The 24,762-nt window shown below is 63.3% G+C and carries 25 protein-coding genes and 1 tRNA gene; 15 read left to right on the top strand and 11 right to left on the bottom strand.

Annotation, left to right across the window (positions count from 1 at the left end; genetic code table 11):
- Window positions 1–162: 162 nt before the first annotated feature.
- Together FZI91_RS14520 and FZI91_RS14515 are read left to right on the top strand one after the other, a co-directional pair.
- The gene (locus FZI91_RS14520; protein WP_155940085.1) at window positions 163–1,296 is read left to right on the top strand and encodes a PrsW family intramembrane metalloprotease; all 1,134 of its coding nucleotides are present in this window, start codon (window positions 163–165) and stop codon (window positions 1,294–1,296) included.
- 33 nt (window positions 1,297–1,329) lie between these two features.
- Entirely contained in the window at window positions 1,330–2,811 is a 1,482-nt protein-coding gene (locus FZI91_RS14515; RefSeq protein ID WP_155939709.1) for an NAD(P)/FAD-dependent oxidoreductase, read from the top strand.
- On the opposite strand, the gene FZI91_RS14510 is transcribed toward FZI91_RS14515, so the two are convergent.
- Entirely contained in the window at window positions 2,808–3,263 is a 456-nt protein-coding gene (locus FZI91_RS14510) for a MarR family winged helix-turn-helix transcriptional regulator (RefSeq protein ID WP_309224129.1), read from the bottom strand. The two genes, FZI91_RS14515 and FZI91_RS14510, sit on opposite strands and share 4 nt — an antisense overlap.
- A gap of 73 nt (window positions 3,264–3,336) precedes the next feature.
- Between FZI91_RS14510 and FZI91_RS14505 the strand changes: the two genes are divergently transcribed.
- The 3 genes from FZI91_RS14505 to FZI91_RS14495 all read left to right on the top strand — a co-directional run bounded on the left by FZI91_RS14505 (window position 3,337) and on the right by FZI91_RS14495 (window position 6,447).
- Window positions 3,337–3,831, top strand: a complete 495-nt coding sequence (locus tag FZI91_RS14505; RefSeq protein ID WP_155939707.1) for an SRPBCC family protein — start codon at window positions 3,337–3,339, stop codon at window positions 3,829–3,831.
- 120 nt (window positions 3,832–3,951) lie between these two features.
- Window positions 3,952–5,226 (top strand): HNH endonuclease signature motif containing protein, encoded by a 1,275-nt coding sequence (locus FZI91_RS14500; RefSeq protein ID WP_155939706.1) that lies wholly within the window; start codon window positions 3,952–3,954, stop codon window positions 5,224–5,226.
- 9 nt (window positions 5,227–5,235) lie between these two features.
- On the top strand, window positions 5,236–6,447 hold the full coding sequence (locus FZI91_RS14495) for an FAD-dependent oxidoreductase (protein WP_155939705.1): 1,212 nt from the start codon (window positions 5,236–5,238) through the stop codon (window positions 6,445–6,447).
- A gap of 10 nt (window positions 6,448–6,457) precedes the next feature.
- On the opposite strand, the gene polA is transcribed toward FZI91_RS14495, so the two are convergent.
- Together polA and FZI91_RS14485 are read right to left on the bottom strand one after the other, a co-directional pair.
- Window positions 6,458–9,172, bottom strand: a complete 2,715-nt coding sequence (gene polA, locus FZI91_RS14490) for a DNA polymerase I (RefSeq protein WP_162525830.1) — start codon at window positions 9,170–9,172, stop codon at window positions 6,458–6,460.
- A 32-nt stretch (window positions 9,173–9,204) separates the two neighbouring features.
- Complete coding sequence (locus tag FZI91_RS14485) at window positions 9,205–9,591, bottom strand: VOC family protein (protein WP_155939704.1); 387 nt, start codon at window positions 9,589–9,591, stop codon at window positions 9,205–9,207.
- Between the two features lie 99 nt (window positions 9,592–9,690).
- Between FZI91_RS14485 and FZI91_RS14480 the strand changes: the two genes are divergently transcribed.
- From FZI91_RS14480 to FZI91_RS14470, 3 genes are read left to right on the top strand one after another with little or no spacing between them, the layout of a single operon-like run.
- Window positions 9,691–10,131: an OB-fold domain-containing protein gene (locus FZI91_RS14480; protein WP_162525834.1), complete on the top strand. Its 441-nt coding sequence runs from the start codon at window positions 9,691–9,693 to the stop codon at window positions 10,129–10,131.
- Window positions 10,128–11,333 (top strand): lipid-transfer protein, encoded by a 1,206-nt coding sequence (locus FZI91_RS14475; RefSeq protein WP_155939703.1) that lies wholly within the window; start codon window positions 10,128–10,130, stop codon window positions 11,331–11,333. Before FZI91_RS14480 ends, FZI91_RS14475 begins: the two co-directional genes overlap by 4 nt.
- Before the next feature lie 39 nt (window positions 11,334–11,372).
- Window positions 11,373–12,071: a TIGR02206 family membrane protein gene (locus FZI91_RS14470; protein ID WP_155939702.1), complete on the top strand. Its 699-nt coding sequence runs from the start codon at window positions 11,373–11,375 to the stop codon at window positions 12,069–12,071.
- Here the strand turns inward: FZI91_RS14470 and FZI91_RS14465 are convergent.
- The 6 genes from FZI91_RS14465 to FZI91_RS14440 form a co-directional block, all read right to left on the bottom strand.
- Entirely contained in the window at window positions 12,053–12,778 is a 726-nt protein-coding gene (locus FZI91_RS14465) for an ABC transporter ATP-binding protein (protein ID WP_155939701.1), read from the bottom strand. The genes FZI91_RS14470 and FZI91_RS14465 overlap by 19 nt on opposite strands.
- Window positions 12,779–13,690 (bottom strand): ABC transporter ATP-binding protein, encoded by a 912-nt coding sequence (locus FZI91_RS14460; protein WP_155939700.1) that lies wholly within the window; start codon window positions 13,688–13,690, stop codon window positions 12,779–12,781.
- Window positions 13,687–14,856 carry a branched-chain amino acid ABC transporter permease gene (locus FZI91_RS14455; protein ID WP_155939699.1) on the bottom strand — a complete coding sequence of 390 codons (1,170 nt, stop codon included), beginning with the start codon at window positions 14,854–14,856 and terminating at the stop codon, window positions 13,687–13,689. The genes FZI91_RS14460 and FZI91_RS14455 overlap by 4 nt, the downstream gene beginning before the upstream one ends.
- Entirely contained in the window at window positions 14,853–15,923 is a 1,071-nt protein-coding gene (locus FZI91_RS14450) for a branched-chain amino acid ABC transporter permease (RefSeq protein ID WP_155939698.1), read from the bottom strand. The genes FZI91_RS14455 and FZI91_RS14450 overlap by 4 nt, the downstream gene beginning before the upstream one ends.
- A gap of 29 nt (window positions 15,924–15,952) precedes the next feature.
- On the bottom strand, window positions 15,953–17,137 hold the full coding sequence (locus FZI91_RS14445) for a branched-chain amino acid ABC transporter substrate-binding protein (protein ID WP_309224084.1): 1,185 nt from the start codon (window positions 17,135–17,137) through the stop codon (window positions 15,953–15,955).
- Between the two features lie 96 nt (window positions 17,138–17,233).
- The gene (locus tag FZI91_RS14440) at window positions 17,234–17,884 is read right to left on the bottom strand and encodes an ANTAR domain-containing response regulator (protein ID WP_155939697.1); all 651 of its coding nucleotides are present in this window, start codon (window positions 17,882–17,884) and stop codon (window positions 17,234–17,236) included.
- 124 nt (window positions 17,885–18,008) lie between these two features.
- Between FZI91_RS14440 and FZI91_RS14435 the strand changes: the two genes are divergently transcribed.
- Together FZI91_RS14435 and FZI91_RS14430 are read left to right on the top strand one after the other, a co-directional pair.
- A tRNA-Leu gene (locus FZI91_RS14435) sits at window positions 18,009–18,085 on the top strand.
- A gap of 32 nt (window positions 18,086–18,117) precedes the next feature.
- Window positions 18,118–18,627 (top strand): hypothetical protein, encoded by a 510-nt coding sequence (locus FZI91_RS14430; RefSeq protein WP_155939696.1) that lies wholly within the window; start codon window positions 18,118–18,120, stop codon window positions 18,625–18,627.
- Here the strand turns inward: FZI91_RS14430 and FZI91_RS14425 are convergent.
- The gene (locus tag FZI91_RS14425) at window positions 18,624–19,865 is read right to left on the bottom strand and encodes a hypothetical protein (protein ID WP_155939695.1); all 1,242 of its coding nucleotides are present in this window, start codon (window positions 19,863–19,865) and stop codon (window positions 18,624–18,626) included. The genes FZI91_RS14430 and FZI91_RS14425 overlap by 4 nt on opposite strands.
- Window positions 19,866–19,929: 64 nt before the next feature.
- A complete protein-coding gene (locus tag FZI91_RS14420) occupies window positions 19,930–20,301 on the bottom strand; it encodes a hypothetical protein (RefSeq protein WP_155939694.1) in 372 nt (123 codons plus the stop codon).
- A 144-nt stretch (window positions 20,302–20,445) separates the two neighbouring features.
- Between FZI91_RS14420 and FZI91_RS14415 the strand changes: the two genes are divergently transcribed.
- The 5 genes from FZI91_RS14415 to FZI91_RS14395 all read left to right on the top strand — a co-directional run bounded on the left by FZI91_RS14415 (window position 20,446) and on the right by FZI91_RS14395 (window position 24,757).
- Window positions 20,446–20,931 (top strand): nuclear transport factor 2 family protein, encoded by a 486-nt coding sequence (locus FZI91_RS14415; RefSeq protein ID WP_155939693.1) that lies wholly within the window; start codon window positions 20,446–20,448, stop codon window positions 20,929–20,931.
- Between the two features lie 73 nt (window positions 20,932–21,004).
- On the top strand, window positions 21,005–22,267 hold the full coding sequence (locus FZI91_RS14410) for a class I SAM-dependent methyltransferase (RefSeq protein ID WP_162525829.1): 1,263 nt from the start codon (window positions 21,005–21,007) through the stop codon (window positions 22,265–22,267).
- Entirely contained in the window at window positions 22,264–23,052 is a 789-nt protein-coding gene (locus FZI91_RS14405) for a glucose-1-phosphate cytidylyltransferase (protein WP_155939691.1), read from the top strand. Before FZI91_RS14410 ends, FZI91_RS14405 begins: the two co-directional genes overlap by 4 nt.
- The gene (locus tag FZI91_RS14400) at window positions 23,049–23,735 is read left to right on the top strand and encodes a PIG-L deacetylase family protein (RefSeq protein ID WP_162525828.1); all 687 of its coding nucleotides are present in this window, start codon (window positions 23,049–23,051) and stop codon (window positions 23,733–23,735) included. Before FZI91_RS14405 ends, FZI91_RS14400 begins: the two co-directional genes overlap by 4 nt.
- Window positions 23,732–24,757 (top strand): NAD(P)-dependent oxidoreductase, encoded by a 1,026-nt coding sequence (locus tag FZI91_RS14395; protein WP_162525827.1) that lies wholly within the window; start codon window positions 23,732–23,734, stop codon window positions 24,755–24,757. The genes FZI91_RS14400 and FZI91_RS14395 overlap by 4 nt, the downstream gene beginning before the upstream one ends.
- The last annotated feature ends 5 nt before the right edge of the window (window positions 24,758–24,762 follow it).

Genomic DNA, 24,762 nt, shown 5'->3' with positions numbered 1-24,762 from the left:
ACCCCCGCGCGTGTGGCAGAGATGCGCTTTACCTTACTCGACGGGCCTCCACCAGCACAAACCCGGTCGCCTCGACTGGTCGAGTCTCCAGGTGGTTACCGCTCATGACCGAGTGCTCGCCGCTACTCTTCGGTGGTGTCCTACGCACCCGCGCCGCCGCCGATGCCGCCCCAGCCCGGATTCCCCCAGCGGATCAGGAAGGTGGGGGCGCCGATAGCTGTCATCATCCTGCTCGCCCTGGTGACGGGGTTGATCCTGATCCTGATCCTCGCGTCCAACCCGGCCGGGGCAACCATCGGCTTGGTGCTGTCAAGCATCGCGATCGGGTTCGTCGTACTCGTCTACCTGTGGCTGGACCGTTGGGAACCGGAGCCGTCGCGGTTACTCGTGCTTGCCTTCATCTGGGGTGCCTCGCTGGCGGTGGTGGTGTCGGTGGTCCTCGAAACCGTTCTTGGTGGTGCCGCCACTCCCGATGGAAGTCCCACTTTTAGATCACTCGCGATCAACGCGCCCTTCATTGAGGAGGCCGCCAAGGGCGCATTCCTGTTGTTCATGCTGACCGGCCGTCGTCGCCGGGAGCTCAATTCACTCACCGACTGCCTGGTGTACGCGGGTATTACGGCGGCGGGATTCGCGTGGCTGGAGGACATCGTCTACATCTCCTCGAGCGAAACGGCCGGCGGCTCGATGTTGATCGCCGTGGTCCGGCTGGTCTTCGGACCGTTCGCTCATCCGCTGTTCACCACCATGACGGGTATCGGTGTCTACTTCGCATTGCGGCAACGCAGTGGCATCGCCAAATTCCTGTGCATCCTGGTCGGCTACCTTGCTGCGGTGCTCATGCACGGACTCTGGAACGGATCGGCCTTCTTTGGGCCCGAGGCCTATATCGGCGTGTACCTGCTGTGGATGGTGCCGATCTTCGTGCTGATGATCGTGGTCGGCGTGCGCAGCCGACGCAAGGAGCAGCGCGTCGTCGCCGAGAAGCTGCCCGGCATGGTGGCGGCCGGGCTCGTCACCCCCTCCGAGGCCGGCTGGCTCGGCTCGATCAAGGCGCGTAAGCACGCCATCGCCGAAGCGAAACGTGTCGGCGGGGCCCCGAGCGGTGCCGCGGTGAAAAACTTCGCGGCGCAGGTCGTCGAGCTGGCCTTCGTTCGCGATCGCATCGAGCAGGGCTCCCGCGACCCCCGCGATGTCGAGATGCAGACCGAGGAGGCGTACGGGGTCATGGCTGCCCGGGCCGCCGCGCCGGTCTTGCAAGCACTCTCCGGATACCGCACACCTTTCACGGGGTAGCGTGATCACTGGTCAACGGCGATCAGGAGGACCATGTCCGATACTGCGGAAAACACCTTGCTAGACGTCCTGATAGTGGGTGCCGGGATATCCGGTATCAATGCCGCCGTCCGGCTGAGCGCGGCGGGTCGCAGCTTCCACATCGTCGAACGCCGAGAGCGCATCGGCGGGACTTGGGATCTGTTCCGGTACCCGGGAATTCGCTCCGATAGCGATATCTACACACTCAGCTTCGGATATCACCCCTGGCATGAACGCAACACCATCGCCGACGGCTCCGACATCCGTGACTACCTCGAGCACGCTGCCCGCGACTACGGCATCGACGAGCAGATCACCTTCTCCACCAAGGTGATCGGCGCCGATTTCGGTACTGATACCGATACGTGGTCGGTCCGGGTGGAGACGCCGGCGGGACCGGCGACATATCGGGCCAGGTTTCTGTACCTGTGCACCGGCTACTACAACTACGACGACGGTTACACCCCGGAGTTCCCTGGTCTGGCCGACTTCACCGGCCGGCTGATTCATCCGCAGCATTGGCCGGAGGATCTGGACTGTGCCGGGAAGGAGGTCACGGTCATCGGCAGCGGCGCGACAGCCGTCACGCTGGTGCCGTCGCTGGCTCGGGCGGGCGCGAAGGTGAGCATGCTGCAGCGTTCTCCGAGTTACGTGTACCCCATCACTCGCGCCGACCCCGTCGTGGGCTTCATGCGAAAAATCCTTCCCCCCAGAGTTGTTCAGCATTTCGCCCGCGTCTGGCTAGGCGGTTTCAGCTGGATCATGTACCACGTGTGCCGTCGGGCGCCCGGGTTCGCCAAGTGGTTCATCAGGCGCCGGATCTCCCAGCTGCTGCCCGCCGACTATCCGGTGGACGTTCATTTCAAGCCGCGGTACAACCCGTGGGACCAGCGTGTGTGCGCAGACACCGACGGCGATCTGTTCGAGTCCATCAACGCCGGTGGCGTCCGGATGGTCACCGACACCATCGACTCCTTTACGCCGTCGGGCATCCGGCTTGGTTCCGGCGAGGAACTGCGTGCCGACGTGATCATCACCGCGACCGGCCTCAACCTCCAGATTTTCGGCGGGGTCGCGCTGAGCATCGACGGCACCCCCGTCGATTCCCCGAATCGGTTCATTTACAAGGGGTATCTGATCGAGGGAGTTCCGAACGCCGCGTGGAGCGTCGGCTACACCAACGCTTCCTGGACGCTGCGCGCGGACCTGAGCGCGCGGTCTGTCGTCCGACTTCTCGAATACATGGAGCAGCACGGATACACCCACGCCAGCCCGGACCGACACGGCGAGGAGCTCGAGGCGCGACCATTCTTCAATCTGTCTTCCGGGTACGTGAGTCGAGGCGACGACCACATGCCGCGGTCGGGAATCAAGGGCCCCTGGGCGATTCGGCACAACTACGTGCTCGATTTCATTGCGTTTCACCGCGATCGGATGGACGAGAATATGCGTTTCGGCTCGACCACGTCGAAGGTCGCGTCCTCTGCGGCCTAGCTCGTCGGGGAGATCTCCGAATCGTCTAGCTCGGCAAGATATTTCAGTACGCGAAGGAACGCGTCACGGTCTGTCGAGGGCACTCCTGCCAGTATCCGATTCTCGTTGTCCTGAATCGCTTTCTGCGCTGCCGTGACGGTTTTTCGGCCGGCGAGGGTCAGTGACAGCAGGTTGCTTCGCCGGTCGCTCGGGTCGGGCTGACGGTTGATCAGCTTTCGCTGCTGCAGATCGTCGAGCACGGCGATGATGCGCGTACGGTCGGCGCCGATGGCATCGGCCAGACTGGCTTGACTGCTCGCCTCATCGTCCCGCAGCGCGGTCAGCACGACGTAGGCCCACATGGTGACGCCGTGCGCTTCTAGGAGTGGCAACTCCGCACGGGTCAAGGACCGACTGAGTGGAAACATGAGTGCGGCCAGGTCGGGCCTGCTATCGGGTGTCTGTTGGGCCACGGACAACACCATAATCTACTGCCCGAAACCATAAGCCTTGATAAATCATAGGTGCATGCATACGGTTAATGTCATGACGCAGAACATGGATCGCCAAGTAATCGTTGAGCGAGTCATCGACGCCAACGCGCAACACATCTTCGACGTGCTCGCCGACCCGGCGAGCCACACGGCCATTGATGGCACCGGCGCCCTCCGGGACCCGCTGATCGACGCCCCCGGCCGCCTCTACCTCGGCGCGAAGTTCACCATGGGCATGCGCACTCGGCTGCCCGACCTGTCCCCCGCCTCCGTAGTCCAGGTGCTGGTTGCGCTCACGCATCGCGGTCGACTGACCAATGTCGTCAAGGAATTCAACGAAGGACGTCTGATCTCCTGGCGAAACTTCGGTCGGCACATCTGGCGCTACGAGCTTGAGCCGCTGACGGACGAACGCACCCTGGTGCGGGAAACCTTCGATTACTCAACGAATATCGCGCCATGGCTGCTCGAACTGGCGCGATTCCCGACCGTGAACCGTCGCGCCATGCGAGAAACCCTGGACAGACTGGCCAATGCTGTCAGCTGAGGTAGATCGACCCATTGAGCTCGGGGCGACCGTGCGGCTATCCTAAATCACTTGTGCCACTTTGGTTTCTGGCGTCACATCGCAACGCTTCTTGTCGGTGGGTGTCGCTAGTGTTAGCACATGCGTTCGATTGGATTGTTGGAGGAGGCGGCCGACGCCTTCGGGTCCGACATGTTCGTCGAGCTCACCGCCGCGCAGGCGTTGACGGTTCTGGCCCGGTTGGAGGTGGTGCAGCGACGTCTGTCGGCCAGCGGGCTGGGGTTAATCCCGACAGTGACAACGCAGGCCTCTCCGGTGGAGTTGGGTGGGACGTCCTTCCAGGATGTGTTGTCACAGCGCCTGCATATCAGTAAGGGTGCCGCCCGGCGCAGGATCGCCGATGCCGAACAGTTGGCGCCGCGGCGCGCGTTAACCGGTGAGATGTTGGCACCGCAGTTGCCGAATGTGGCTGCCGCCTTTCGGCGTGGCGAGGTCGGCGAGGAACACGTGCGGGTGGTGCGCCAATTCTTTGACCGACTCCCGGTAGTGGTCGATGCGCCCACCCGCGAACGCGCCGAAGAGCAGTTGGCGGACATGGCGGTGCGGTTTCGGCCCGAACAACTGCGCACCGGCGCCGACCGCATGATGGCCTTGTTGAACCCCGACGGGGAGTTCTCCGATGTGGACCGGGCCCGTCGTCGGGGGTTGACGATCGGGCAGCAGGGCTTTGACGGCATGTCACCGATCTCGGGTTTGTTGGATCCGGAAACCCGCGCCTATCTGGATGCCGTCTTCTCCAAGCTCGCTGCCCCGGGCATGTGCAACCCCAACGACCAAACACCCACCGTGGACGGGGAACCCGCACCCGAGGCCGCCGAACGCGACACCCGCACCAGCGCCCAGCGCAACCACGACGCATTCCGCGCATGCCTGCGCTCGAGCGTGATGTCAGGCGAATTGGGTTCTCATCACGGATTACCCGTCACCGTCGTGGTCACCACCACCCTGCACGAGTTGGAGCAGGCCGCGGGTGTTGCGATCACCGGCGGCGGCACCCGACTACCCATGCGCGACCTCATCCGCATGGCGAGCCATGCCCACCACTACCTGAGCATCTTCACCGACAACGGCCGCCCGTTGTATTTGGGCCGCACCAAGAGGATCGCCAGCCCCGATCAGCGGATCGTGTTGCACGCCAAGGACCGCGGCTGCACCCACCCCGGCTGCACCACCCCCGGATACCTCTGCGAAGTCCACCACATCAACGAATGGGCACACGGCGGTACCACCGACATCGACCGACTCACCTTCGCCTGCCCCGCCCACCACCGCCTCCTCAACCACGGCTGGAAAACCCGAAAACAACCAGACGGCACCACCCAATGGATACCCCCACCACAACTGGTTCGGGCGTAGCGTCCGGGTATGACGCAAGTTCTGCAGACTCAGGTCTGTGTCGCCGGGGGCGGCCCGGCCGGGTTGATGCACGCACTGCTGCTGGCTCGGGCCGGGGTCAAGGTCGTCGTGCTGGAGAAGCACGGCGACTTCCTGCGCGACTTCCGCGGGGACACCGTGCATCCCACCACCCTGCGGATCATGGATGAGCTCGGATACATCGACGAGTTTCTTCAGCTGCCGCACACCAAGATCGACCACGTCGCGTTCGATGCCGATGGGTCGCTGGCGGTACGGACGGTCGGCGACTTTCGCGTCCTGAAATGGCTCGGCTTCCCGCAGCCTTATATCGCGCTGATACCGCAGTGGGACTTCCTGGATTTCCTGGCCGACAAGGCAGAGAAATATCCCGAATTCACCTTGATTCGCAATGCAGAGGTCACCGAACTCATCGTCGACGGAGACCGCGTTGTGGGAGTACGGACCCCCGAATTGGAGGTGCGGGCCGAGCTGGTGGTGGCTGCCGACGGGCGTAAGTCCGCGGTCCGGGCCGCCTCAGGTCTGGACCTGGCCGCCGAAAGCTCGCCAATAGATGTGTTGTGGTTCCGACTCAATTGGCGACCGGGCGATCCGCAAGAGCTGTTCGCGGTGGTCCGCAAGGGACTCTTCATGGCCATGATCTACCGCGGCGATTACTGGCAGGTCGCTTACCTGATGCCTAAGGGCGCCAACCCGCGCTCTGGATCTCTGGACGAATTCAAGGACAAGATCGTCAAGGTCCGGCCGCAGCTGGCCGACCATTTCGACGACCTAAAGTCCTGGGATGACACCAGCTTGCTCGACGTGCGGGTCGACCGGCTCAAGACCTGGTGGCGCCCCGGCCTGCTCTGCATCGGCGACGCCGCTCATGCCATGTCGCCAATTGGTGGGATCGGAATCAACTACGCCGTCGCGGATGCCGTGGCGGCAGCCAACGTCCTAGTGGCGCCGCTACGCGAAGGGTGTGTCACCACTGCGCACCTGGCGCAGGTGCAGAAACGGCGCGAGTTTCCAGCCAGGGTCGCCCAATCCATCCAGGTGTTCATCCAAGACAACGTCGTGGATCCGATGATGAAAAGCGGTGACCTGTCTCCGATGAACGTTCCCGGATTCATCGGTTGGGGCCCGTTGAAGTTCATACCGCCGCTCTTCGCCGGGCGCGGGCTCCGGCCCGAACACGTGCGCACCCCCGACGTGCACTAGTCGCAGTGCATTAGTGCGCCGCAGCATCCCAGCTGCGCCCGTATCCCACCGAAACCTCAAGCGGCACATCGAGCGGATAGGCCGAGCCCATGGTTTCGCGTACCAACGCCTCGAGGGTGTCCCGCTCCCCCTCGGCAACTTCGAAGAGAAGCTCGTCGTGCACCTGAAGAAGCATGCGCGACTGTAAGCCCTTGTCGCGCAGCGCCTTGTCGGTAGTGATCATCGCGACCTTGATGATGTCGGCGGCGCTGCCCTGGATAGGCGCATTGAGGGCCGCGCGTTCGGCGGCCTCGCGCCGCAGCCGATCGCCACTGTCCAGGTCGGGCAGGTAACGCCGCCTCCCGAGCACCGTGGAGGTGTACCCGTCCTTACGGGCCTGATCCACCACGGCGTGGAGGTAGTCGCGGACACCGCCGAACCGCGAGAAGTACTGCTCCATCTGCTCTTTGGCCTCGTCATTGGAGATCTTGAGCTGGGTGGCCAGACCGTAGGCCGACAGCCCGTAGGCAAGGCCGTACGACATCGCCTTGACCCGGCGCCGCAGTTCGCCGGTGACCTCGTCGATGGGCACCCCGAATGCGCGGGCAGCCACGAACGAGTGCAGATCCTCGCCGGTGTTGAACGCCTCGATGAGGCCCTCGTCTGCCGACAGGTGCGCCATGATGCGCATCTCGATCTGGCTGTAGTCGACCGTCATCAGCTCGGCGTAAGCATCCGAACCGCGTGAGCCGACCACAAAGCCGTCCCGGATCTCGCGACCGGCCTCCGTGCGCACCGGGATGTTCTGCAGGTTCGGTTCGGTGGACGACAGTCGTCCCGTCGCCGCGATCGTCTGGTTGAAGGTGGTGTGAATACGTCCATCCGCGGCAACGGATTTCAGTAATCCGTCGACCGTCACCTTGAGTCGGGTGACATCGCGATGAGTGAGCAGATGTTCCAGGAACGGGTGGCCGGTCTTGTCGAACAGGGTCTGTAGCGCGTCGGCGTCCGTCGTGTAACCGGTCTTGGTCTTCTTGGTCTTGGGCATGCCGAGCTCGTCGAACAGCACCACCTGCAGCTGCTTGGGCGAGCCGAGGTTGATCTGCTTGCCGATAACCGCGTAGGCGGCTTCTGCGGCATCGCGAATGCCGGTGGCGAATTCGTTCTGCAGCGAGGTCAGATGATCGATGTCGACGGCGATACCCACGGACTCCAGCGCCGCCAGCACCCGTAGCACCGGTAGTTCCATATCGGTGAGCAGTGCCACCGATTCGATGCGGTCCAGCTCGACATCGAGCGCATCGGCCAGATCGATCACCGCGCGGGCGCGCAGCATCTGCGCCTGAGCCTGCTTGGCCCCATCCGCTCCCTCGTCGTCGAGTAGCGAAAGCTGTTGTTCCCCATCGTCTTCTGCACGCAGCTCGCGTCGCAGGTAGCGCAGCGATAGATCATCCAGGGCGAAGCTACGTTGCCCGGGGCGCACCAGGTAGGCGGCCAGTGCGGTGTCGGAGGTGACGCCGTCGAGCTGCCAGCCACGGCCTGACAGCGCATGCATTGCCTGTTTGGCCTCGTGCAGGGCTTTCGGCTGGGCCGGGTTGGCGAGCCAATGTGCCAGCGCGGTTTCGTCCTCCGGGGTCACCTTCGTGGTGTCGATGTAGGCGCCCTCGCCATCCGCGGCGGCAATCGCCACAGCAGTCGCATCGCCGTCGTACGGGGTGTACGTCCCCACCACCGCGAGCCCACTACGGCGACCGTCGACGGTGTGTGTGGACAGCCAATCCGACACTGCGCCCGGTTCCAGCGCCTGCCCGACGAGTTGAAATCCCTCATCCACCTCAGGCTCAACGGCTTCCAGGGTGTCGAACAGCCGGTCGCGCAGCACCCGAAACTCCAGGTCATCGAAGAGCCGGTGGATCTGATCGCGATCCCAAGGAGCCAAGGCCAGCTGACCCGGCACATATGGCAGCGGCACCGTCCGCACCAGGTCGGTGAGCTCTCGGTTGAGGATCACTGACCCCAGGTTCGCCCGCAGGGAGTCGCCGACCTTGCCGCGCACGGTGTCGGCCTTGTCGACGAGTTCCTGCAGCGAGCCGTACTCAAGGATCCATTTCGCTGCCGTCTTCTCACCCACCCCCGGGATGCCCGGCAGGTTGTCGCTCGGGTCGCCGCGCAGCGCCGCGAAGTCGGGGTACTGGGTGGGCGTCAGCCCGTACTTCTCGACGACCGCCTCCGGCGTGAACCGGGTGAGCTCGCTGACTCCCTTGCGGGGGTACAAGACGGTGACGTCCTCGTTGACCAGCTGTAGCGCGTCACGGTCGCCGGTAACGACGAAGACCTTGAAGCCCTCGGCCTGCCCCTGCGTGGCCAGGGTGGCGATGATGTCGTCGGCCTCGAAACCCTCCTCGGCAAGCACCGTGATGCCGAGGGCCTGCAGAACTTCCTTGGTGGTGTCGATCTGCCCCCGGAATTCGTCCGGGGTCGCCGATCGAGTCGCCTTGTACTCGGGGTAGCGCTCCGAGCGGAAGGTCTTACGCGAGACATCGAAGGCCGCGGCGATATGGGTGGGTGCTTCGTCGCGCAACAGATTGATCAGCATCGACGTGAAGCCATAGACGGCATTCGTGGTCAGGCCAGATTGCGTCTTGAAGTTCTCGGCGGGCAGCGCATAGAACGCCCGGAATGCCAGCGAGTTGCCGTCGAGCAGCAGGAGGGTCGGCTGTTTGGTTCCGGTCACGGGCGCAGTCACCCTCCTACCCTAGGCAACCGCCCCGACAGCGTTTACTCCCCTGAGCCATACGGCCTGGTGATGATTTCCAGATAATGGCCGGATGGATCGCGGAAGTAGACGCCTCGCCCGCCATCGTTGTGGTTGATCTCGTCGGGGTGCTGACCGCGCGGATCGGCCCAATGGATGATGCCGCGAGCGGTGATGCGGCCGTAGATGGCGTCGAAGTCGTCCTCGGTAACCAGGAAGGCGTAATGCTGTGGGGTGATTGTCTCGCCGCCGACGGTCGCGAAATCGAGATTGCCGCGGTATTCGAGTTCCACGTTGAGGAAGTGGCCGACCTCCACCGCGTCGGCCAGTCCGAAGACCTCGACGAAAAAGCGTGCGGACTCTTCCCGGTTCTGCGAATGAACAATTGTGTGGTTGAACGCGATACCCATAACTCCACGGTAGGCGCGATGACCGACGGTGACCGGTGACCGGGATGCCAAACTGGAACACGTTTCAGTTACGAGTAGTCTGGCTGCGTGCCTGAGAAAGTGCCCCTGCCCCAATCCCCCGCCGTCGACGGCTGGTTCGACACCGACGGTGCCGGCCAGCCGCATTTGATCGGCGGTAAGTGCACCCAGTGCGCCACCATCGTGTTCCCGCCGCGCGCCAACAACTGCCCCAATCCCGCGTGCGACAGTGACGTCCTGGATCAGGTACCGCTCTCGCGCCGCGGCACCGTGTGGAGCTACACGGAGAACCAGTACGCGCCGCCGCCGCCGTACCCGCCGTCCGATCCGTACGAGCCATACGCCATCGCCGCGGTCGAGCTGGCCGATGAGGGCATCATCGTGCTCGGCAAGGTGGTCAAGGGCATCGGTGCGGCCGATCTCAAGGTGGGCCAGACCATGGAGCTCGCGTTGGAACCGCTCTACACCGATGACGAGGGTGTCGAACGTCTGGTCTACGCATGGAAGAAGGTCTCCGCATGAGCGGCACCCCAGATCCCGTCTACATCCTCGGCGCGGGCATGCATCCGTGGGGTAAGTGGGGGCGGGACTTCACCGAGTACGGCGTCGCCGCCGCCCGCACGGCACTCGCTGATGCCCAATTGGATTGGCGCCAAATCCAATTCGTCGCCGGGGCGGACACCATCCGCAACGGCTACCCGGGCTTCATTGCCGGGTCGACCTTCGCGCAGAAGCTGGGCTGGAACGGCGTGCCCATCAGCTCAACCTATGCGGCCTGCGCCAGCGGATCGCAGGCGCTGCAGAGTGCCCGCGCCCAGATCCTGGCCGGCTTCTGCGATGTGGCGTTGGTCATCGGTGCCGACACCACACCCAAGGGTTTCTTCGCTCCCGTGGGCGGTGAGCGCAAGGCAGATCCGGACTGGCAACGCTTCCACCTCATCGGTGCCACGAACCCGGTCTACTTCGCGATGCTTGCTCGACGCCGCATGGACCTCTACGGCGCAACCTCGGAGGACTTCGCCCAGGTAAAGGTCAAGAACGCCCGGCACGGTCTGAACAATCCGAACGCCCGGTTCCGCAAGGAATCCTCCGTCGAGGACGTGCTGGCGAGCCCGGTTGTGTCGGATCCGCTACGCCTGCTGGACATCTGCGCCACCAGCGACGGCGCCGCCGCCCTTATCGTGGCCAGCGCCGAGTTCGCCAAGAAGCACCTTGGTTCGGTCGAGGGCGTGCCGTCGGTACGCGCCGTCGCCACCATCACCCCGAAGTACCCGCAGCACCTTCCCGAATTGCCCGATATTGCCACCGATTCCACCGCAGTGGTGCCGGCACCTGATCGGGTGTTCAAGGATCAGATCATCGACGCGGCATATGCCGAGGCCGGCATCGGCCCCGAAGACGTGAGCCTTGCCGAGGTATACGACCTGTCGACCGCCTTGGAGCTGGATTGGTACGAGCACCTGGGTCTGTGCGCCAAGGGCGAAGGTGAGCAGCTGTTGCGTAGCGGCGCCACCACCGTTGGCGGCCGGGTTCCGGTGAACGCCTCGGGCGGCCTGGCCTGCTTCGGCGAGGCCATCCCGGCCCAGGCCATCGCGCAGGTGTGTGAGCTGACGTGGCAGCTGCGCGGTGAGGCCGGTGACCGGCAGGTCGAGGGTGCACGGGTGGGCATCACCGCCAACCAGGGCCTGTTCGGCAACGGCTCGTCCGTCATCGTCGCTCGGTAACCGCGCTCGGTGCTGATGCTCGGGCGTTAGCCTCAGGCGATGACACGGCAGTTCCACGCCTACGGACCGTCGCACTGGGCTGTCCTTGCCGTGTTCGTGCTGGGCGCGGTCCTCTTGGTGTGGCGGGGCAGTCGGCTCTCCGATACTCAGGCACGCGCGCTGGGGCGGGCACTCGGGACGGTGACCGCGGCCATCTATGCCGCGATACTGATTTCCGGGTGCATTCCGCCGCGCCTCGACGTGTCGCTTCCCCTTCGGTTGACCGACCTGGCGACTGCGGTGGCCGCGTATGCCCTGTGGTCGCAGCGACATTGGGCCTATGCGCTGACGTACTACTGGGGTCTCGTGCTCAGCAGCCAGGCGTTGGTATCCCCGGTCCTCACCGGTCCCGATTTTCCGGGATACGAGTTCCTCGCGTTCTGGTCGATACACCTGCTGGTCGTCTGGGCCGCCATCTACCTGACCTGGGGACGGGGTATACGACCGACGTGGCGCAGCTATCGCATGGCCGCCGCCGTCACCGTGTCATGGGCGGTGCTCACCATGGCGTTCAATGCCGCCGTCGGCTCGAATTACGGATTCCTCAACAAAAAACCTTCGACCGCAAGCCTTCTCGACCTGATGGGACCGTGGCCGTGGTACGTGGTATCGGCGACGGCATTGGTGCTGACGGTGTGGGCGTTCATGACCTGGCCGTGGCAGCGGGCGGCAGCTAAATCTCAGGCAACGCCGAGATAAGCGGCGCGAACACTCTCGTCCTGCAATAGTTCTCGCCCTGCGCCGGATCGCACGACCGACCCGGTCTCCAGGATGTAAGCATGATCCGAGCGCGTAAGGGCTTGCTGCGCGTTCTGCTCGACGAGCACCACGGTCATCCCGGCGGCGTTGATCTCCTCGATGATGTTGAAGATCTTCGTGATCAGCAACGGCGCCAAACCCATTGAGGGCTCGTCGAGCAACAAGATCTTGGGCCTGGCCATCAGCGCGCGTCCGATAGACAGCATCTGCTGTTCACCGCCGGACAGCGTGCCGCCTTGTTGGTGGCGACGCTCGGCCAGTCGCGGGAACAATGCGTTGATCCAGTCGAGGCGCTCCCGGCGTTCGGCGCGCGACCTAAATTTGCGTCCATAGCAACCCATTTCGAGATTCTCGGCGACGGTCATGCCGGGAAATATCCCCCGCCCCTCGGGGGCCTGCACGATCCCGGCCTTGACTCGCTTGTGCGCCTTCATCTTTGAAATGTCCTGGCCCTCGAAGAAGATCGTTCCAGCGCTCAGCGGGACCAAACCGGAGATGGCACGCATGGCGGTGCTCTTCCCCGCGCCATTGGAGCCCAGCAGGGTCACGAGTTCGCCTTCGCGGACGTCGAGTGACAGTGTGCTTACCGCCTGAATCGGGCCGTAATGGACCCCGATGTTGTTGAGTTTCAGTTGCACGGGGGGCATCTACTTCGCGCCTTCCTCGTCGACCCAAACAGGCGTATGGAGGTCCTCTTCGGCCACTCCTAGGTATGCCTCGATCACGGCGGGGTCATTCCTGACCTCGGCGGGCGGACCGTCCGCGATCTTTCTGCCGAACTCGAGCACCACGATGCGGTCGGTGACCCCCATGACCAGCTTCATGTCGTGTTCGATGAGGAGCACGGTGTATCCGTAGTCGCGGATCCGCTGGATCAGCTCGATGAGCGATTCCTTCTCGCTCGGAGTGAAGCCGGCGGCCGGCTCATCCAGGCATACCAGCTTGGGTTCGGTGGCCAGCGCCCGCGCGATCTCAAGTCTGCGCTGACTCCCGTAGGGAAGGTTCTTGGCCTTGACGTCGGCCACATCGGCGATGCCGACGAAGTCGAGCAGGCCCATCCCCACGTCGACGGCATAGTGTTCCTCGCGACGATGCCGCGGCGTGCGCAGCAGCGCGCCCAGCACCGAAGTCTTATGGCGGGCATCGGTTCCCACCGCAACATTCTCCAGCGCGGTCATCTCCCCGAAGAGCCGAATGTTCTGGAAGGTCCGGGCAATCCCGCGGCGGGTGATCTGATGCCGCCGGAGCCTGCGCAGTGGTTTCCCGTCGAACACGATGGTGCCGGACGTTGGTTTGTACACACCGGTAATGGCGTTGAAGCAAGTAGTCTTGCCCGCACCGTTGGGCCCGACCAACCCGAGAATCTCCCCGCGCCGGATATCAAAGCTCACCCCGTCGAGGGCTTGCAGGCCACCGAATTTCAGCGTCAGTTCCTTGACCTCGAGTAACACCTCGGGTTGGGCCTGACTATCCTCGGCAACCTCAACATCGACGTCAGACTCGGTGAGCTCGATCGCGCCGGGTTGGTCGTCGAGCGCGGTTGTCTCTTGTTCGGTCATGCCGGGGCCTCGGCTTCCTCGGGCTTCTCAGCGCGTACACGTTCAGATGCCTTGCGCCAGTAGGCCATCAACTTCTGGTGCGCGGGGAACAGCCCCTGTGGACGGAAGAGCATCAACACGACCAGAGCCAGCCCGAAGAAGAGGTACTTCAGGTTGCCCAGGTCGACCTCTCCCACGTGCACGCCGAGAAGCCGGTTCGGGAGGTAAACGATGATGAACGCGCCGACGATGACGCCTAGCTTGTTGCCTTGTCCGCCCAGCACCACGGCGCACAGAAAAAGCATCGAGTTGATGATGTTGAAGGCCGGCGGCGCCACGTACTGGACCTGACCCGCGTACAACGCACCGGAAAGCCCCCCGATGCCCGCGCCAATCACGAAAGCCCACAGCTTGAATCGGAAGGTGGGGACACCCATCATCTCGGCGGCGTCCTCGTCCTCCCGGATGGCCACCCACGATCGGCCCACCCGGCTGCGCTCCAGATTGCCCATGAGCACCAGCACCACGGCGATCAGACACAGTCCAAGCCAGTACCACCACACCCCATAGTTGAGGTGGCCGATGGAGTTGCCGCTGGAGAAGACTCCGCCGTTGACGTGCCGCTCCCCCACATGCGGGTAGGCGACCTTGTGGAGGCCGCGCGGACCGTTCGTGACGTCCAGGTTGTCTGCCAGCAGGCGAATGATCTCGCCGAATCCCAGCGTCACGATGGCCAGATAGTCGCCTCGGAGTCGCAGAGTCGGGGTGCCGAGCAGCAGACCAAAGAAGGCGGTGACGGCCACCGCGATCGGCAGACAGGACAACCAGGCCCAGTCCGAGTTGAAGAACGCCGAGGTGCCCATGCGATTCCACGGGCTGTCCGGGCTGGTGAGCAGTGCCACCATGTACGCGCCGATCGCGTAGAAGCCGACATACCCCAGATCCAGCAGACCGGCTTGCCCCACAACGACATTCAGGCCGATTGCGATGAGTGCCACTATCGCGAACTGTGCCATGACAGGGCCGAATGCAGCGTTGGGTGTGTCCAGGAAAGGGATCTTCCACACCGGCAGCAGCGCCATGATCACGAATCCGAGCAGCCCCAAGACCCATTGCAGGGGCCGGGCAAGTTCCGACCACCACCCGCGCACCGAATCCCCCGGTGCCAGGGCACGCGGCGCGCTCATGCCTTGGCCCTTCCCAGGCTCTCGCCGAGAATGCCGGTGGGCCGGAACATGAGCACCAACACCAGCACGACGAATGCCACGACGTCCTTCCACTGGGTGCCGAACACCGCCTGTCCGTACATCTCCATCACTCCGAGCAGGAGACCGCCCAACAGTGCTCCGCGAGTATTGCCAATCCCGCCGAGGACCGCGGCCGCGAATGCCTTGATGCCCAACAGGAATCCGCCGTAGTAGATGATGCCCTGTGGCACTCTCAACGTGTACAGCAGCGCTGCAGCCCCGGCCAGCAATCCGCCGATGACGAATGTCGTCGTGATGATGCGTTCGCGAGATACGCCCATCAAGGTGGCGGTCTTTGGATCCTGCGCCACCGCCCTGATTCCTCGACCGAACTTGGTGTGGTTTATCGCGATATCGGTCAGGACGGCCAGCACCACGGCAGCTGCGACGATGACAATGGTGATGTTGGTGAGCTCGCCCTGGAACGGGATGTGGTGGCCACCCACCTCGAAGGGCCCAAACGTCCAAACCGGCCGTTCGGCCACCAGCTGGATGAGCGGTTGCGCGTCGTTCCCGCCGTAGTTCTTGTTGATGTGCGGCAGCACAGAGTGCACAAACTCCTGGATGACGAAGGACATCCCGATGGCGGTAATGAGGAAGGTCAGCGGGCGGGCTCCTCGACGCCGCAGCGGACGGTATGCCACCGTTTCCAAGCCCAGCGCAGTCGTAGCCGATACCGCCATGGCAATGAGCATCGCGATACCGAGGTACAGCACCGTCGTGGAGACACCCATGTTGTAGGCGTTACCGCGCGGCGTAAAACCCAGCACCACGTCCAGGGCGAAGTACGCCCCGAACATGCCCACCATGAAGACCTCGGAATGCGCGAAGTTGATGAGACGCAACACTCCGAAGACCAGCGTGTATCCCACGGCGACCAACGCATAGATGGCGCCCCACGCCAAACCGTTGATCGTCTGCTGACCGATGCTGGTCCACAATCCGTGCAGATCGAATGAAATTGTGCTGGCCTGTATGCCAGTCTGTGCCATCCACCCCGAAATCATTTGCGGCTGAGCCTAGTCCCTTGTTTGCCCTATATGACCTTATATACCCAGATAAGTGTTGACGTTAGCTCACCGGTTTCGTTCCACTTGTACTCGCGTGCAACACCTTGCCCCTGGTATGTGCGAACCCAATCAAGCAGGCCTGCTCGCGTGGTCTTGCCGGCGTCGATTCCCTTCACCAGGATCGTCGCTAGGTCATACCCCTCGGTGCTGTACGTCCCGGGATCCTGCTTGAACTTAGCGGTGTACTCCTTGGCGAAGGTGTCCGACGCAGGTCCGCACGGGCAGGACAGGAGCGCGTCCTTGGATGAATCGCCCGCCTGCTTGACGAACTGGATGTCCTTGGTGCCGTCCGCCGACACGAATGTCGCGGTTACGCCCGCGTTGCGCAGCTGCTGGACCAATGGGGCCGCCTCGGCGTAGTACCCACCGAAGAACACCGCATCGGGAGCGGCGCTCTTGAGTTGCGTAACCGCCGCCGAGAAGTCCTTATCCCCCTTCTTAACCGAGGCGTTGCAGTTGTTGCCGAGCGTCCCACGTACCGCATTGGCCAGCCCCGAGCCGTAGTCGGTGCTGTCGTCGACGACGCAGACCTTCTGACGACCGAGCGTCTTCTTGAGGTAGTTGGCTATCGCGGGACCCTGCACCCCGTCGTTGGCCAGCCCTCGGAAGAAGGTCTTCCAGCCCTGTTGCGTGAGCGTCACATTGGTGGCCGAAGCGGTCGTGGAAACCAGACCTGCGTCACTGAAAATCTGCCCGGTGGACTTGGTTTCACCAGAGAAGCCCGGCCCGAGGAGCCCGGTGATGGCGGGGTCACCGATGATCTGCGGGGCTATGTTGCTGGCGTTCTGCGCCAGTCCCTCGGTGTCGAACTCGCGGAGTTTGATCTGGCATCCGGGGTTGGCGGCGTTGTGCTTGTCGACCGCCAATTTGGCCCCGTTGAGAATGTTGGTCCCCAGGGCCGCGTCGGGCCCGGTGAGGGCGCCGGCCATTGCCAGAGACACGTTCTCGCACTGGGCTTTTCCATCTCCGGCGGGATCGGCCGGAGTTTTTGCATTAGACGCTGGCACCTCGGTGCCGTCTTGAGCGATCTGCACCAACGGCGAGATCTTCAGGATGGACTGATTAGCGTCGTCCGATTGAGAACCGTTATGACAACCGGCAAGGACGAGGGCCACCGCGCCCAGCATCATCACACTCGCGCGTGCACGCACGATTACCTCCGAATGGCTGGGCCGACTGGTCGAATCAAAATCGCTGATCAGAAAACATAGCCAACCGGAGGGCAACGCGCAGTGCTTACCCGCGTTTCAGCTTGTCGTGTCGGTGTCGAGCGTCTCCAACACCACTTCGGCAACGCGTTTCATGGTGGTGCGGCGATCCATCGCGGCGCGTTGGATCCACTTGAACGCTTCCGGTTCGGTGAGGCCCTGGGTGGACTGTAGGACGCCCTTCGCGCGCTCCACCAGCTTGCGGGTCTCCAGCCGGTCGGAGAGCGTCTGAACTTCCTTCTCCAGCGCCGCCATTTCGCCGAAACGGCTCACCGCGACCTCGATGGCGGGCACCAGGTCGGTCTTGGAGAACGGTTTGACCAGATACGCCATGGCGCCGGCGTCGCGGGCCTTCTCCACCAGGTCACGCTGGCTGAACGCGGTGAGGATGACGATCGGCGCGATGCGCTTGGCGGCAATCTCAGACGCGGCGTCGATGCCGTCGCGACGCGGCATCTTGACATCCATGATCACCAGGTCGGGTTTGAGTTCCACAGCCAGGTCGACGGCCTCTTGCCCATCCCCGGCCTGACCCACCACCTCATAGCCCTCCTCCTGGAGCATCTCGACCAGGTCGAGGCGGATGAGCGCTTCGTCCTCGGCGACAAGCACGCGGTGTGCCGGTGCCGCCGATTCAGTGTTGTCAGGGCCGGTCGCAGGTAAGCCGCTTACGCGAAGACCATCGTTCATGGCGACCATTGTGACGCATGTGGTCGCGGGCGCGGCGATACCCTGGTGAAAGCGGCGCTGCGCATCCCTTAAGGTTGGAGATCGCGCGACTGGCCGACGGCCACCACATCGCCCGTAACGCAAGGCCCTCGTATCCCAACTGGCAGAGGAAACGGATTCAAAACCCGTGCAGTGTGAGTTCGAATCTCACCGAGGGCACCAAGATCTACCGCTACCGTGTTTGGATTCGAAGGATGAATCGAGCATTGGTCAGCTTGCTGGGGGTTGTCACGTGTGCCGAAGTGATCTCGGGTTGCCAGAGCAACCCGGGCATCACCCGCGTATCCACGACTTCAGCAATGGCAGCCTCGACATCGAGAAGCATCCCGCCGACGGCAGCGCGCGACGCCGACGACCCGGTGAAGCGCCTGCACGACATGTTTCGCAGCCTGAGGAACCCTGTCATTGCCGCCACCCAGGACGGAACCGGCAGCTACGACATCAAGGTGCCACCCCAACCCTCCGCGACGGGCAAGGGTGCACATATCGGTGCGCTCTGCACCGGTGGACCGAACGTCAACATCACCCTCGACAGCACGCCCGTGCCCGTTGGTGGGATATGCGGGGACGACCCGGGCAAGCCCGGAAGCATCCTGATGCTGCTTGCCGTCAAGGCTGACCCATCCGTGGCGCACACCATCAAGGTGCAGGGGGCCGACGGCCAGCACAGCTGGGTGTCGCTCGCCTACGGCAGCATGTACTAGCCCGCGAGCCGGTCCCATTGCTTCTGTACGCGTGCGGCGATGTCTTTGAGCGGGCCACCCGTGTACACGACGTACCGTCCACGGGACAGCGCACATCGCGTATACGGGTCCTCGGTGAGCATTGTCTCCTTGAAGCAGCGCGCGGCCGGAGCGCCCGCCGGCAGATCGAACGGCGCATACCTGTTGTCCGAGGCCAGGATGGCGACCATCATTTCCAGGACGCGGGGCGCTCCAGACTCATCGGAGACCCGGAAAGCCTCGCCGGTGGTGGTACCGATGAATCGGTCCACGCCCGCGGCGTTGAAGACGTCCAAGGCCTGCTGTGCATCGGACATGAACAGCAGGCCACCGGTTGCGTCGAAGACACCGCCGGCCCCGGTCGGGCCAACCGTCTCCTCCTCCATCACCATCTTCTTGATACTGCCCTCGGGATCGAATGGCGCCTTCAAATCTTTCAGTTGTCCCAGGGGCGTCGGTGTGAAGCCCTCCAATGCGTTTGCCTGCCGACCCAGGTACCGAGCGATCAGATCGACACGCTCGGCATCCGGGAGTTGAGCCACCACGAGCCTGATCACGAGCGGGCCGCGCTGTAGGTACGCGGTCGTCTGGATATGGGTGACCTTGCCGTCACGGGTGGTCCGTGACATGTAGGCCTTGGCGTCAGGAAAGCCGGGGATTTCCGTCGGTTCGGCGCGCAGACTCGGGTCGCCCGCGGGTTCGCCGCGTAATCGGTAACCTGCTTCGACAGCAGCCGCCGCGGAGGCGTCGTCCTTGAAGACAAGCACAATGTTCTCCACGTTCCCAGGCGCGGAGGCTGGATCCGACGCACCCGCCAATTGGCGGTACGTCTGGACCCCGGTGACGAATCCGTAGCGTTCGATGGCCTTATCAAACTGACCGTCGCTATCGAAACCGTCGCCGATCAGCCCCTCCTTGTAGAGGATCAACGTGCCGACGTGGGCGGTAAACCGTGGGTCGACGAGCGTGGGGGCAACCACGTGGCTGGCGAGGCGTACCGCCTCGTTGAATCGCTTGCCGCGCTTGATATCCCCGATGCCGCCGGTGGGCGGCGGCATCGGCACGGTGATACTGACGGTCGGCTTAGTGGTTGTGGTGGAGGGCTGCGGCGATGCCGGTGTCTCACCATTGGTAACGATCTCGATGCCCTCGGCCGGCGGCGGTCCGCACGCTGCCGACACCAGAACAATGGCCACCGCCAACCAAACCCGCCCGCGCATACGTCCCCTTTATCGAACGATCGTTCGCTGAGGGTAGCGCGCGGCAGGGGTGTTACGCGCCGGTCTAGCCGACGTCAGTGCAGGTAACTCCCGGGTTCTCGCACTCCGCGCCCGTCTCGCCTGGTGCGCTGACCCACTGGCCGGAGTCATCGTTTCCCGGAGAGATATTGGATTCGGGCGGGTTGTTGTCGGAACCGCACACGACCCAAGCGTTCTCGCACTGAGAGCCCGCGGCGCCCGGCAAGTAACCCCAGCCGCTGTTTCCGTCGTCACTCGGTTGGTCGACGAGGGATCCGTGAGATGGCGAGTTGGGCGCGCCGGGGACGGGCGGCTGCGGGTTCGGCTCAGCCGAGGCCACCGCTCCCCCGAAACCGATGAATGCCGCTGCCATAACGCCCACCGCAGGCGCCACAACAAGACGAGTAATTGTGTTCATGGGGCACCTTTTCCGAACGGCTGACATATACAGGACAAATGTACTACCACGCACAGCGATCTCGGATGATCTCGTTAGGAACTGTCCATGTCGTCCTGTACAGATTCGGCAACGCATCCCTGCCGGCGTGCTAAGACTGGCTGCATGGAAAGTCCTACCCTCGCTGACCTTGTCGATATCCACGAAATCACCGAGCTCAAGTACCGCTATGCACGCACTCTCGACAACAAGATGTGGGACGAGTTCGCCGAGACTCTTACCGAAGACCTTCAAGCCACATACGGCACCGCGGTGCACGGCGCACCGCTCGAGTTCACCTCGCGGGCTGAGGTTGTCGACTACATGCGAACGTCGCTGACGACCGATATCACCAGCGTGCACACCATGAGTCACCCGGAGATCCAGGTTGACGGCGATACCGCCACCGGCAGCTGGGCCATGAGCGATGTCGTCATCGTTCCGGCGCACAGCGTGGTGATCACCGGTACCTCCTATTACACCGACCGCTATCGCCGCGGCGTCGACGGGAAATGGCGCATCAGCTACATCTCGTACTACCGCCTGTATGAGGCCATGCAGAACACCAAGGAGATCGGCTTCAACCTGATCGCGAACCGCTGGTCGCAGTAGCGCCGAGAACCGGGTACCCTAGCGCCGGGTTTGGAGACATGCGTGCTCCACATAGCTGGCTAAGGAGAAATCGGTGCGCTGCCGCCTGTGCGACTCAACACATCTGTTCAGCGTTGTCGACCTGGGGGCCACCCCACCCTGCCAGAAGTTTCTGCACGCAGACGACCTTGACCTGCCGGAACCTACCTATCCACTGCACCTGCGACTCTGTCAGAGCTGCATGTTGCTGCAAATTCCGGCGCTGATTAGCCCCGAGGAGAATTTCACCGAGTACGCGTACTTTTCGTCGTACTCAGACAGCTGGGTTGACCATGCCCGCACGTACGTCACCAATTCCATTGCACGCCTGGGCCTTTCTCCGGACAACCAGGATGACTTCGTCATCGAAGTAGCTAGCAACGACGGGTACCTGCTCCAGCATGCCGTCTCGGCCGGCATCCGCTGCCTAGGAATCGAGCCCTCTGTCAATGTCGGGCAAGCGGCCCGTGACAAGGGCATTCCGACCTTAACGGCCTTCCTTGACGAGGACACTGCGGCCCGGGTGCGTGCCGAACACGGGCCCGCGCGGTTGGTCACAGCAAACAACGTGTACGCGCACATCCCCGACCTGCGCGGGTTCACGCATGCGCTTCGCGGGCTCGTTGCCGATGACGGTTGGGTGAGCATCGAGGTGCACCATGCACTTAACCTCATCGAGCTCGGCCAGTTCGACACCATCTACCACGAACACTTTCAGTATTACACCGTGCTAGCGGCCCAAAAGGCACTCGCTGTAGGTGATCTGGAAGTTGTGGACGTCGAACTCCTTGAAACGCACGGTGGTTCAATCAGACTATGGGCGCGTCCGCGTGAATGCCGGCCCGAGATCGCACCGTCGGTGGCAGCGGCCTTGGAGCTCGAACAGCGCGCGGGCCTGCATGAACTGTCCGGATACGAGCGGTTCCGCGCGACAACCGAACGAATCCGATTGGAGCTCTTGCAGTTCCTCCTCACCTGTAAGGCAGAGGGCAAGACCGTCGTCGGCTACGGCGCCCCCGGCAAGGCCAACACTCTGCTGAATTACTGCGGCATCCGGACCGATCTCCTGGAGTACACCGTCGATCGGAATCCTTACAAACAGGGCATGTTCAGCCCCGGCACGCGGATTCCCGTGTACTCCCCAGGCCGCATCGACGACGACAAACCCGACGTCGTGCTGGTGCTGCCGTGGAACTTGGAAACCGAGATCACCGCACAGCTGCGGCATATCGGCGAATGGGGCGGCAAGCTCGTCTATCCCCTACCGCGGCTACACGTCGTCGAACCTCACGTTGAGCCAAAAGGAGCATCGGTATGAAGGTTGTGCTGTTCTGCGGCGGCTTCGGCATGCGCATGCGCAACGGAGCCGGGGACGTGATCCCCAAACCCCTTCAAATGGTGGGGCCGCGTCCGCTCATCTGGCATGTGATGAAATACTATGCGCACCACGGACATAAGGACTTCATCCTGTGTCTGGGTTACGGCGCGGAGGCGATCAAGGATTTCTTCCTCAGCTACAACGAGGCTCAGTCCAATGATTTCATCCTCGCCGATGGCAAGGTGCAACTGTTGCAATCCGACATCGCCGACTGGACCATCACGTTCGCCGACACGGGGGCCGAATCGCCTATCGGCGAACGGTTACGCCGCGTCCGCCATCACCTCGGCGACGATCCATACTTCCTCGCCAACTACGCCGACGTTCTCACCAACGCTCCCCTGGATGACCTGGTGGCCAAGTTCCAAGGTTCGGGTGCCGCCGCATCGATGCTGTTGGTTCCACCGCAGTCGTCTTTTCATACCGTGGACGTGAACGACGGCGGATCCGTCACCGAGATCACCGCAGTCTCTAAACTCGATATGTGGGAGAACGGTGGCTATTTCGTGCTCTCCCAGGATGTCTTCGACTATCTGCCCGCGGGTGGCGATCTGGTCGAGGATGCCTGCGGCTCACTGGCTAAGGAGGGCAGGATGTTCGGGTACAAGTTCAGCGGATTCTGGAAGCCCGCCGATACCTTCAAGGAACGTGCGGAACTAGACGACGGTTACCGCAAGGGCGTACGCCCGTGGATGGTCTGGGAGCAGGAGCCGGCCACCACGTGATCGAGCTAAGCACAGGCGCTGTCGATGAAATCGCGGTGCTGGCAGCGCATTGCGACGATATCGCGATCGGCATGGGCGGAACGCTGCTCACCATGGCCAACCGCCGGCCCGGTCTGCGGGTACGGGCCCTTGTGCTTACCGGGGGCGGCTCCGTACGTGAGACCGAGGAACGTTCGGCACTGGAGGCTTTTTGCCCCGGAGCCGAGGTGGTTCTCGACGTGCTCGACTTCCCCGACGGACGTGCCCCCGCGCATTGGAACGAGATCAAGGATGCCCTGGCGGCCTTTCGCCGTGAGGCGGCTGCCTCGGTAGTTTTCTCTCCTCAGCGCGAGGACGCTCATCAAGACCATCGACTACTGGCGACCTTGGCGCCCACCGAGTTCCGCGACCACCTGATCTTGGGCTACGAGATCGTCAAGTGGGAAACCGATACCCCTACACCGACCGTGTTTCAGCCGCTAGACGATGACGTGGTCCGGGACAAGGCCGATCTGCTGTACATGCACTATCCGTCGCAGCGCGAACACGATTGGTTCGACGAAGAGACCTTCCGTGCGCTGGCGCGGGTGCGCGGGGTGCAATGCCGTCACCGATACGCCGAAGCCTTCGTGTTGGAAAAGGCAACCATCGAGTTAGGAGCCGCACCGTCGGCGACATCCCAGTTAGGAGTAGCGCCGCAGTGAAGGTTCTCATCACCGGCCATCAGGGTTATCTCGGCACAGTGATGGCCCAGGTCGTGGCCGACGCCGGTCATGACGTTGTTGGCCTGGACTCTGGCCTCTTCGCAGACTGCGTGCTGGGGCCGGAACTTGTGGATCCCCCGTCGATCGCGGTCGACCTGCGCGATGTGACGGTCGAACAACTCGCCGGTTTCGATGCGGTGATCCACCTCGCGGCCCTGTCCAACGATCCGCTCGGCGCGCTCGCACCAGACCTCACCTACGACATCAATCATCACGCCTCGGTACGGTTGGCTCAGCTGGCCAAGGATGCCGGGGTGAGCCGCTACTTGTACGCCTCGACGTGCTCCGTATACGGGTCCGCGGGCGAAGACCTGGTGACTGAGCGCGCCCCGCTGAAACCGTTGACACCTTATGCGGAGAGCAAGGTTCGGGTCGAAGACGATGTCGCCGCGATCGCCGATTCCGGGTTCTCGCCGGTGTTTCTGCGCAACGCCACGGCGTTCGGATACTCGCCCCGACTGCGCGCCGACATCGTGCTGAACAATCTTGTCGGGCATGCGGTTCTCACCGGCGAGGTCCGCGTGCTGTCCGACGGAACACCCTGGCGTCCACTGGTGCATGCCCGCGACATCGCCACCGCATTCCTCCAATGTCTCACGGCGCCAAAAGAAGTGATCCACTGCGCGGCGTTCAACGTCGGTACGGAGGAGAACAATCAAACCGTGGCGCAGATCGCGGAGGCCGCCGTTGCCGCGGTGCCGAACTCGACGCTGGCCATCACCGGGGAAACCGGTGCCGATCCGCGCTCCTATCGTGTCGACTTCTCGGCGATTCGGAGGGCACTACCGGGATACCGCGCAGAATGGTCGATCGAGGCCGGCGCCAAGGAACTCTACGAGCAGTGCATCGCCGGCAATCTCACCGAATCGATGTTCCGCCAGTCCTTCACCCGACTCGCCCACCTGAAGAAGCTGCGCGAATCCGGGGCCGTCGACGACAGTCTGCGCCCGGTCGCCCGGTGAGACGG

Source organism: Mycobacteroides sp. CBMA 271 (assembly GCF_009729205.1).
Taxonomy (GTDB): Bacteria; Actinomycetota; Actinomycetes; order Mycobacteriales; family Mycobacteriaceae; genus Mycobacterium.
Note: the sequence above shows the minus strand (reverse complement) of the source record. Positions and strands in the feature narration are given on the sequence as shown.

Coding starts and splice junctions, on each gene's coding strand:
- FZI91_RS14520 (WP_155940085.1), top strand. CDS start 163: ATGCCGCCCCAGCCCGGATTCCCCCAGCGGATCAGGAAGGTGGGGGCG.
- FZI91_RS14515 (WP_155939709.1), top strand. CDS start 1,330: ATGTCCGATACTGCGGAAAACACCTTGCTAGACGTCCTGATAGTGGGT.
- FZI91_RS14505 (WP_155939707.1), top strand. CDS start 3,337: ATGACGCAGAACATGGATCGCCAAGTAATCGTTGAGCGAGTCATCGAC.
- FZI91_RS14500 (WP_155939706.1), top strand. CDS start 3,952: ATGCGTTCGATTGGATTGTTGGAGGAGGCGGCCGACGCCTTCGGGTCC.
- FZI91_RS14495 (WP_155939705.1), top strand. CDS start 5,236: ATGACGCAAGTTCTGCAGACTCAGGTCTGTGTCGCCGGGGGCGGCCCG.
- FZI91_RS14485 (WP_155939704.1), bottom strand. CDS start 9,591: ATGGGTATCGCGTTCAACCACACAATTGTTCATTCGCAGAACCGGGAA.
- FZI91_RS14475 (WP_155939703.1), top strand. CDS start 10,128: ATGAGCGGCACCCCAGATCCCGTCTACATCCTCGGCGCGGGCATGCAT.
- FZI91_RS14470 (WP_155939702.1), top strand. CDS start 11,373: ATGACACGGCAGTTCCACGCCTACGGACCGTCGCACTGGGCTGTCCTT.
- FZI91_RS14465 (WP_155939701.1), bottom strand. CDS start 12,778: ATGCCCCCCGTGCAACTGAAACTCAACAACATCGGGGTCCATTACGGC.
- FZI91_RS14460 (WP_155939700.1), bottom strand. CDS start 13,690: ATGACCGAACAAGAGACAACCGCGCTCGACGACCAACCCGGCGCGATC.
- FZI91_RS14455 (WP_155939699.1), bottom strand. CDS start 14,856: ATGAGCGCGCCGCGTGCCCTGGCACCGGGGGATTCGGTGCGCGGGTGG.
- FZI91_RS14450 (WP_155939698.1), bottom strand. CDS start 15,923: ATGATTTCGGGGTGGATGGCACAGACTGGCATACAGGCCAGCACAATT.
- FZI91_RS14440 (WP_155939697.1), bottom strand. CDS start 17,884: ATGAACGATGGTCTTCGCGTAAGCGGCTTACCTGCGACCGGCCCTGAC.
- FZI91_RS14430 (WP_155939696.1), top strand. CDS start 18,118: ATGAATCGAGCATTGGTCAGCTTGCTGGGGGTTGTCACGTGTGCCGAA.
- FZI91_RS14425 (WP_155939695.1), bottom strand. CDS start 19,865: ATGCGCGGGCGGGTTTGGTTGGCGGTGGCCATTGTTCTGGTGTCGGCA.
- FZI91_RS14420 (WP_155939694.1), bottom strand. CDS start 20,301: ATGAACACAATTACTCGTCTTGTTGTGGCGCCTGCGGTGGGCGTTATG.
- FZI91_RS14415 (WP_155939693.1), top strand. CDS start 20,446: ATGGAAAGTCCTACCCTCGCTGACCTTGTCGATATCCACGAAATCACC.
- FZI91_RS14405 (WP_155939691.1), top strand. CDS start 22,264: ATGAAGGTTGTGCTGTTCTGCGGCGGCTTCGGCATGCGCATGCGCAAC.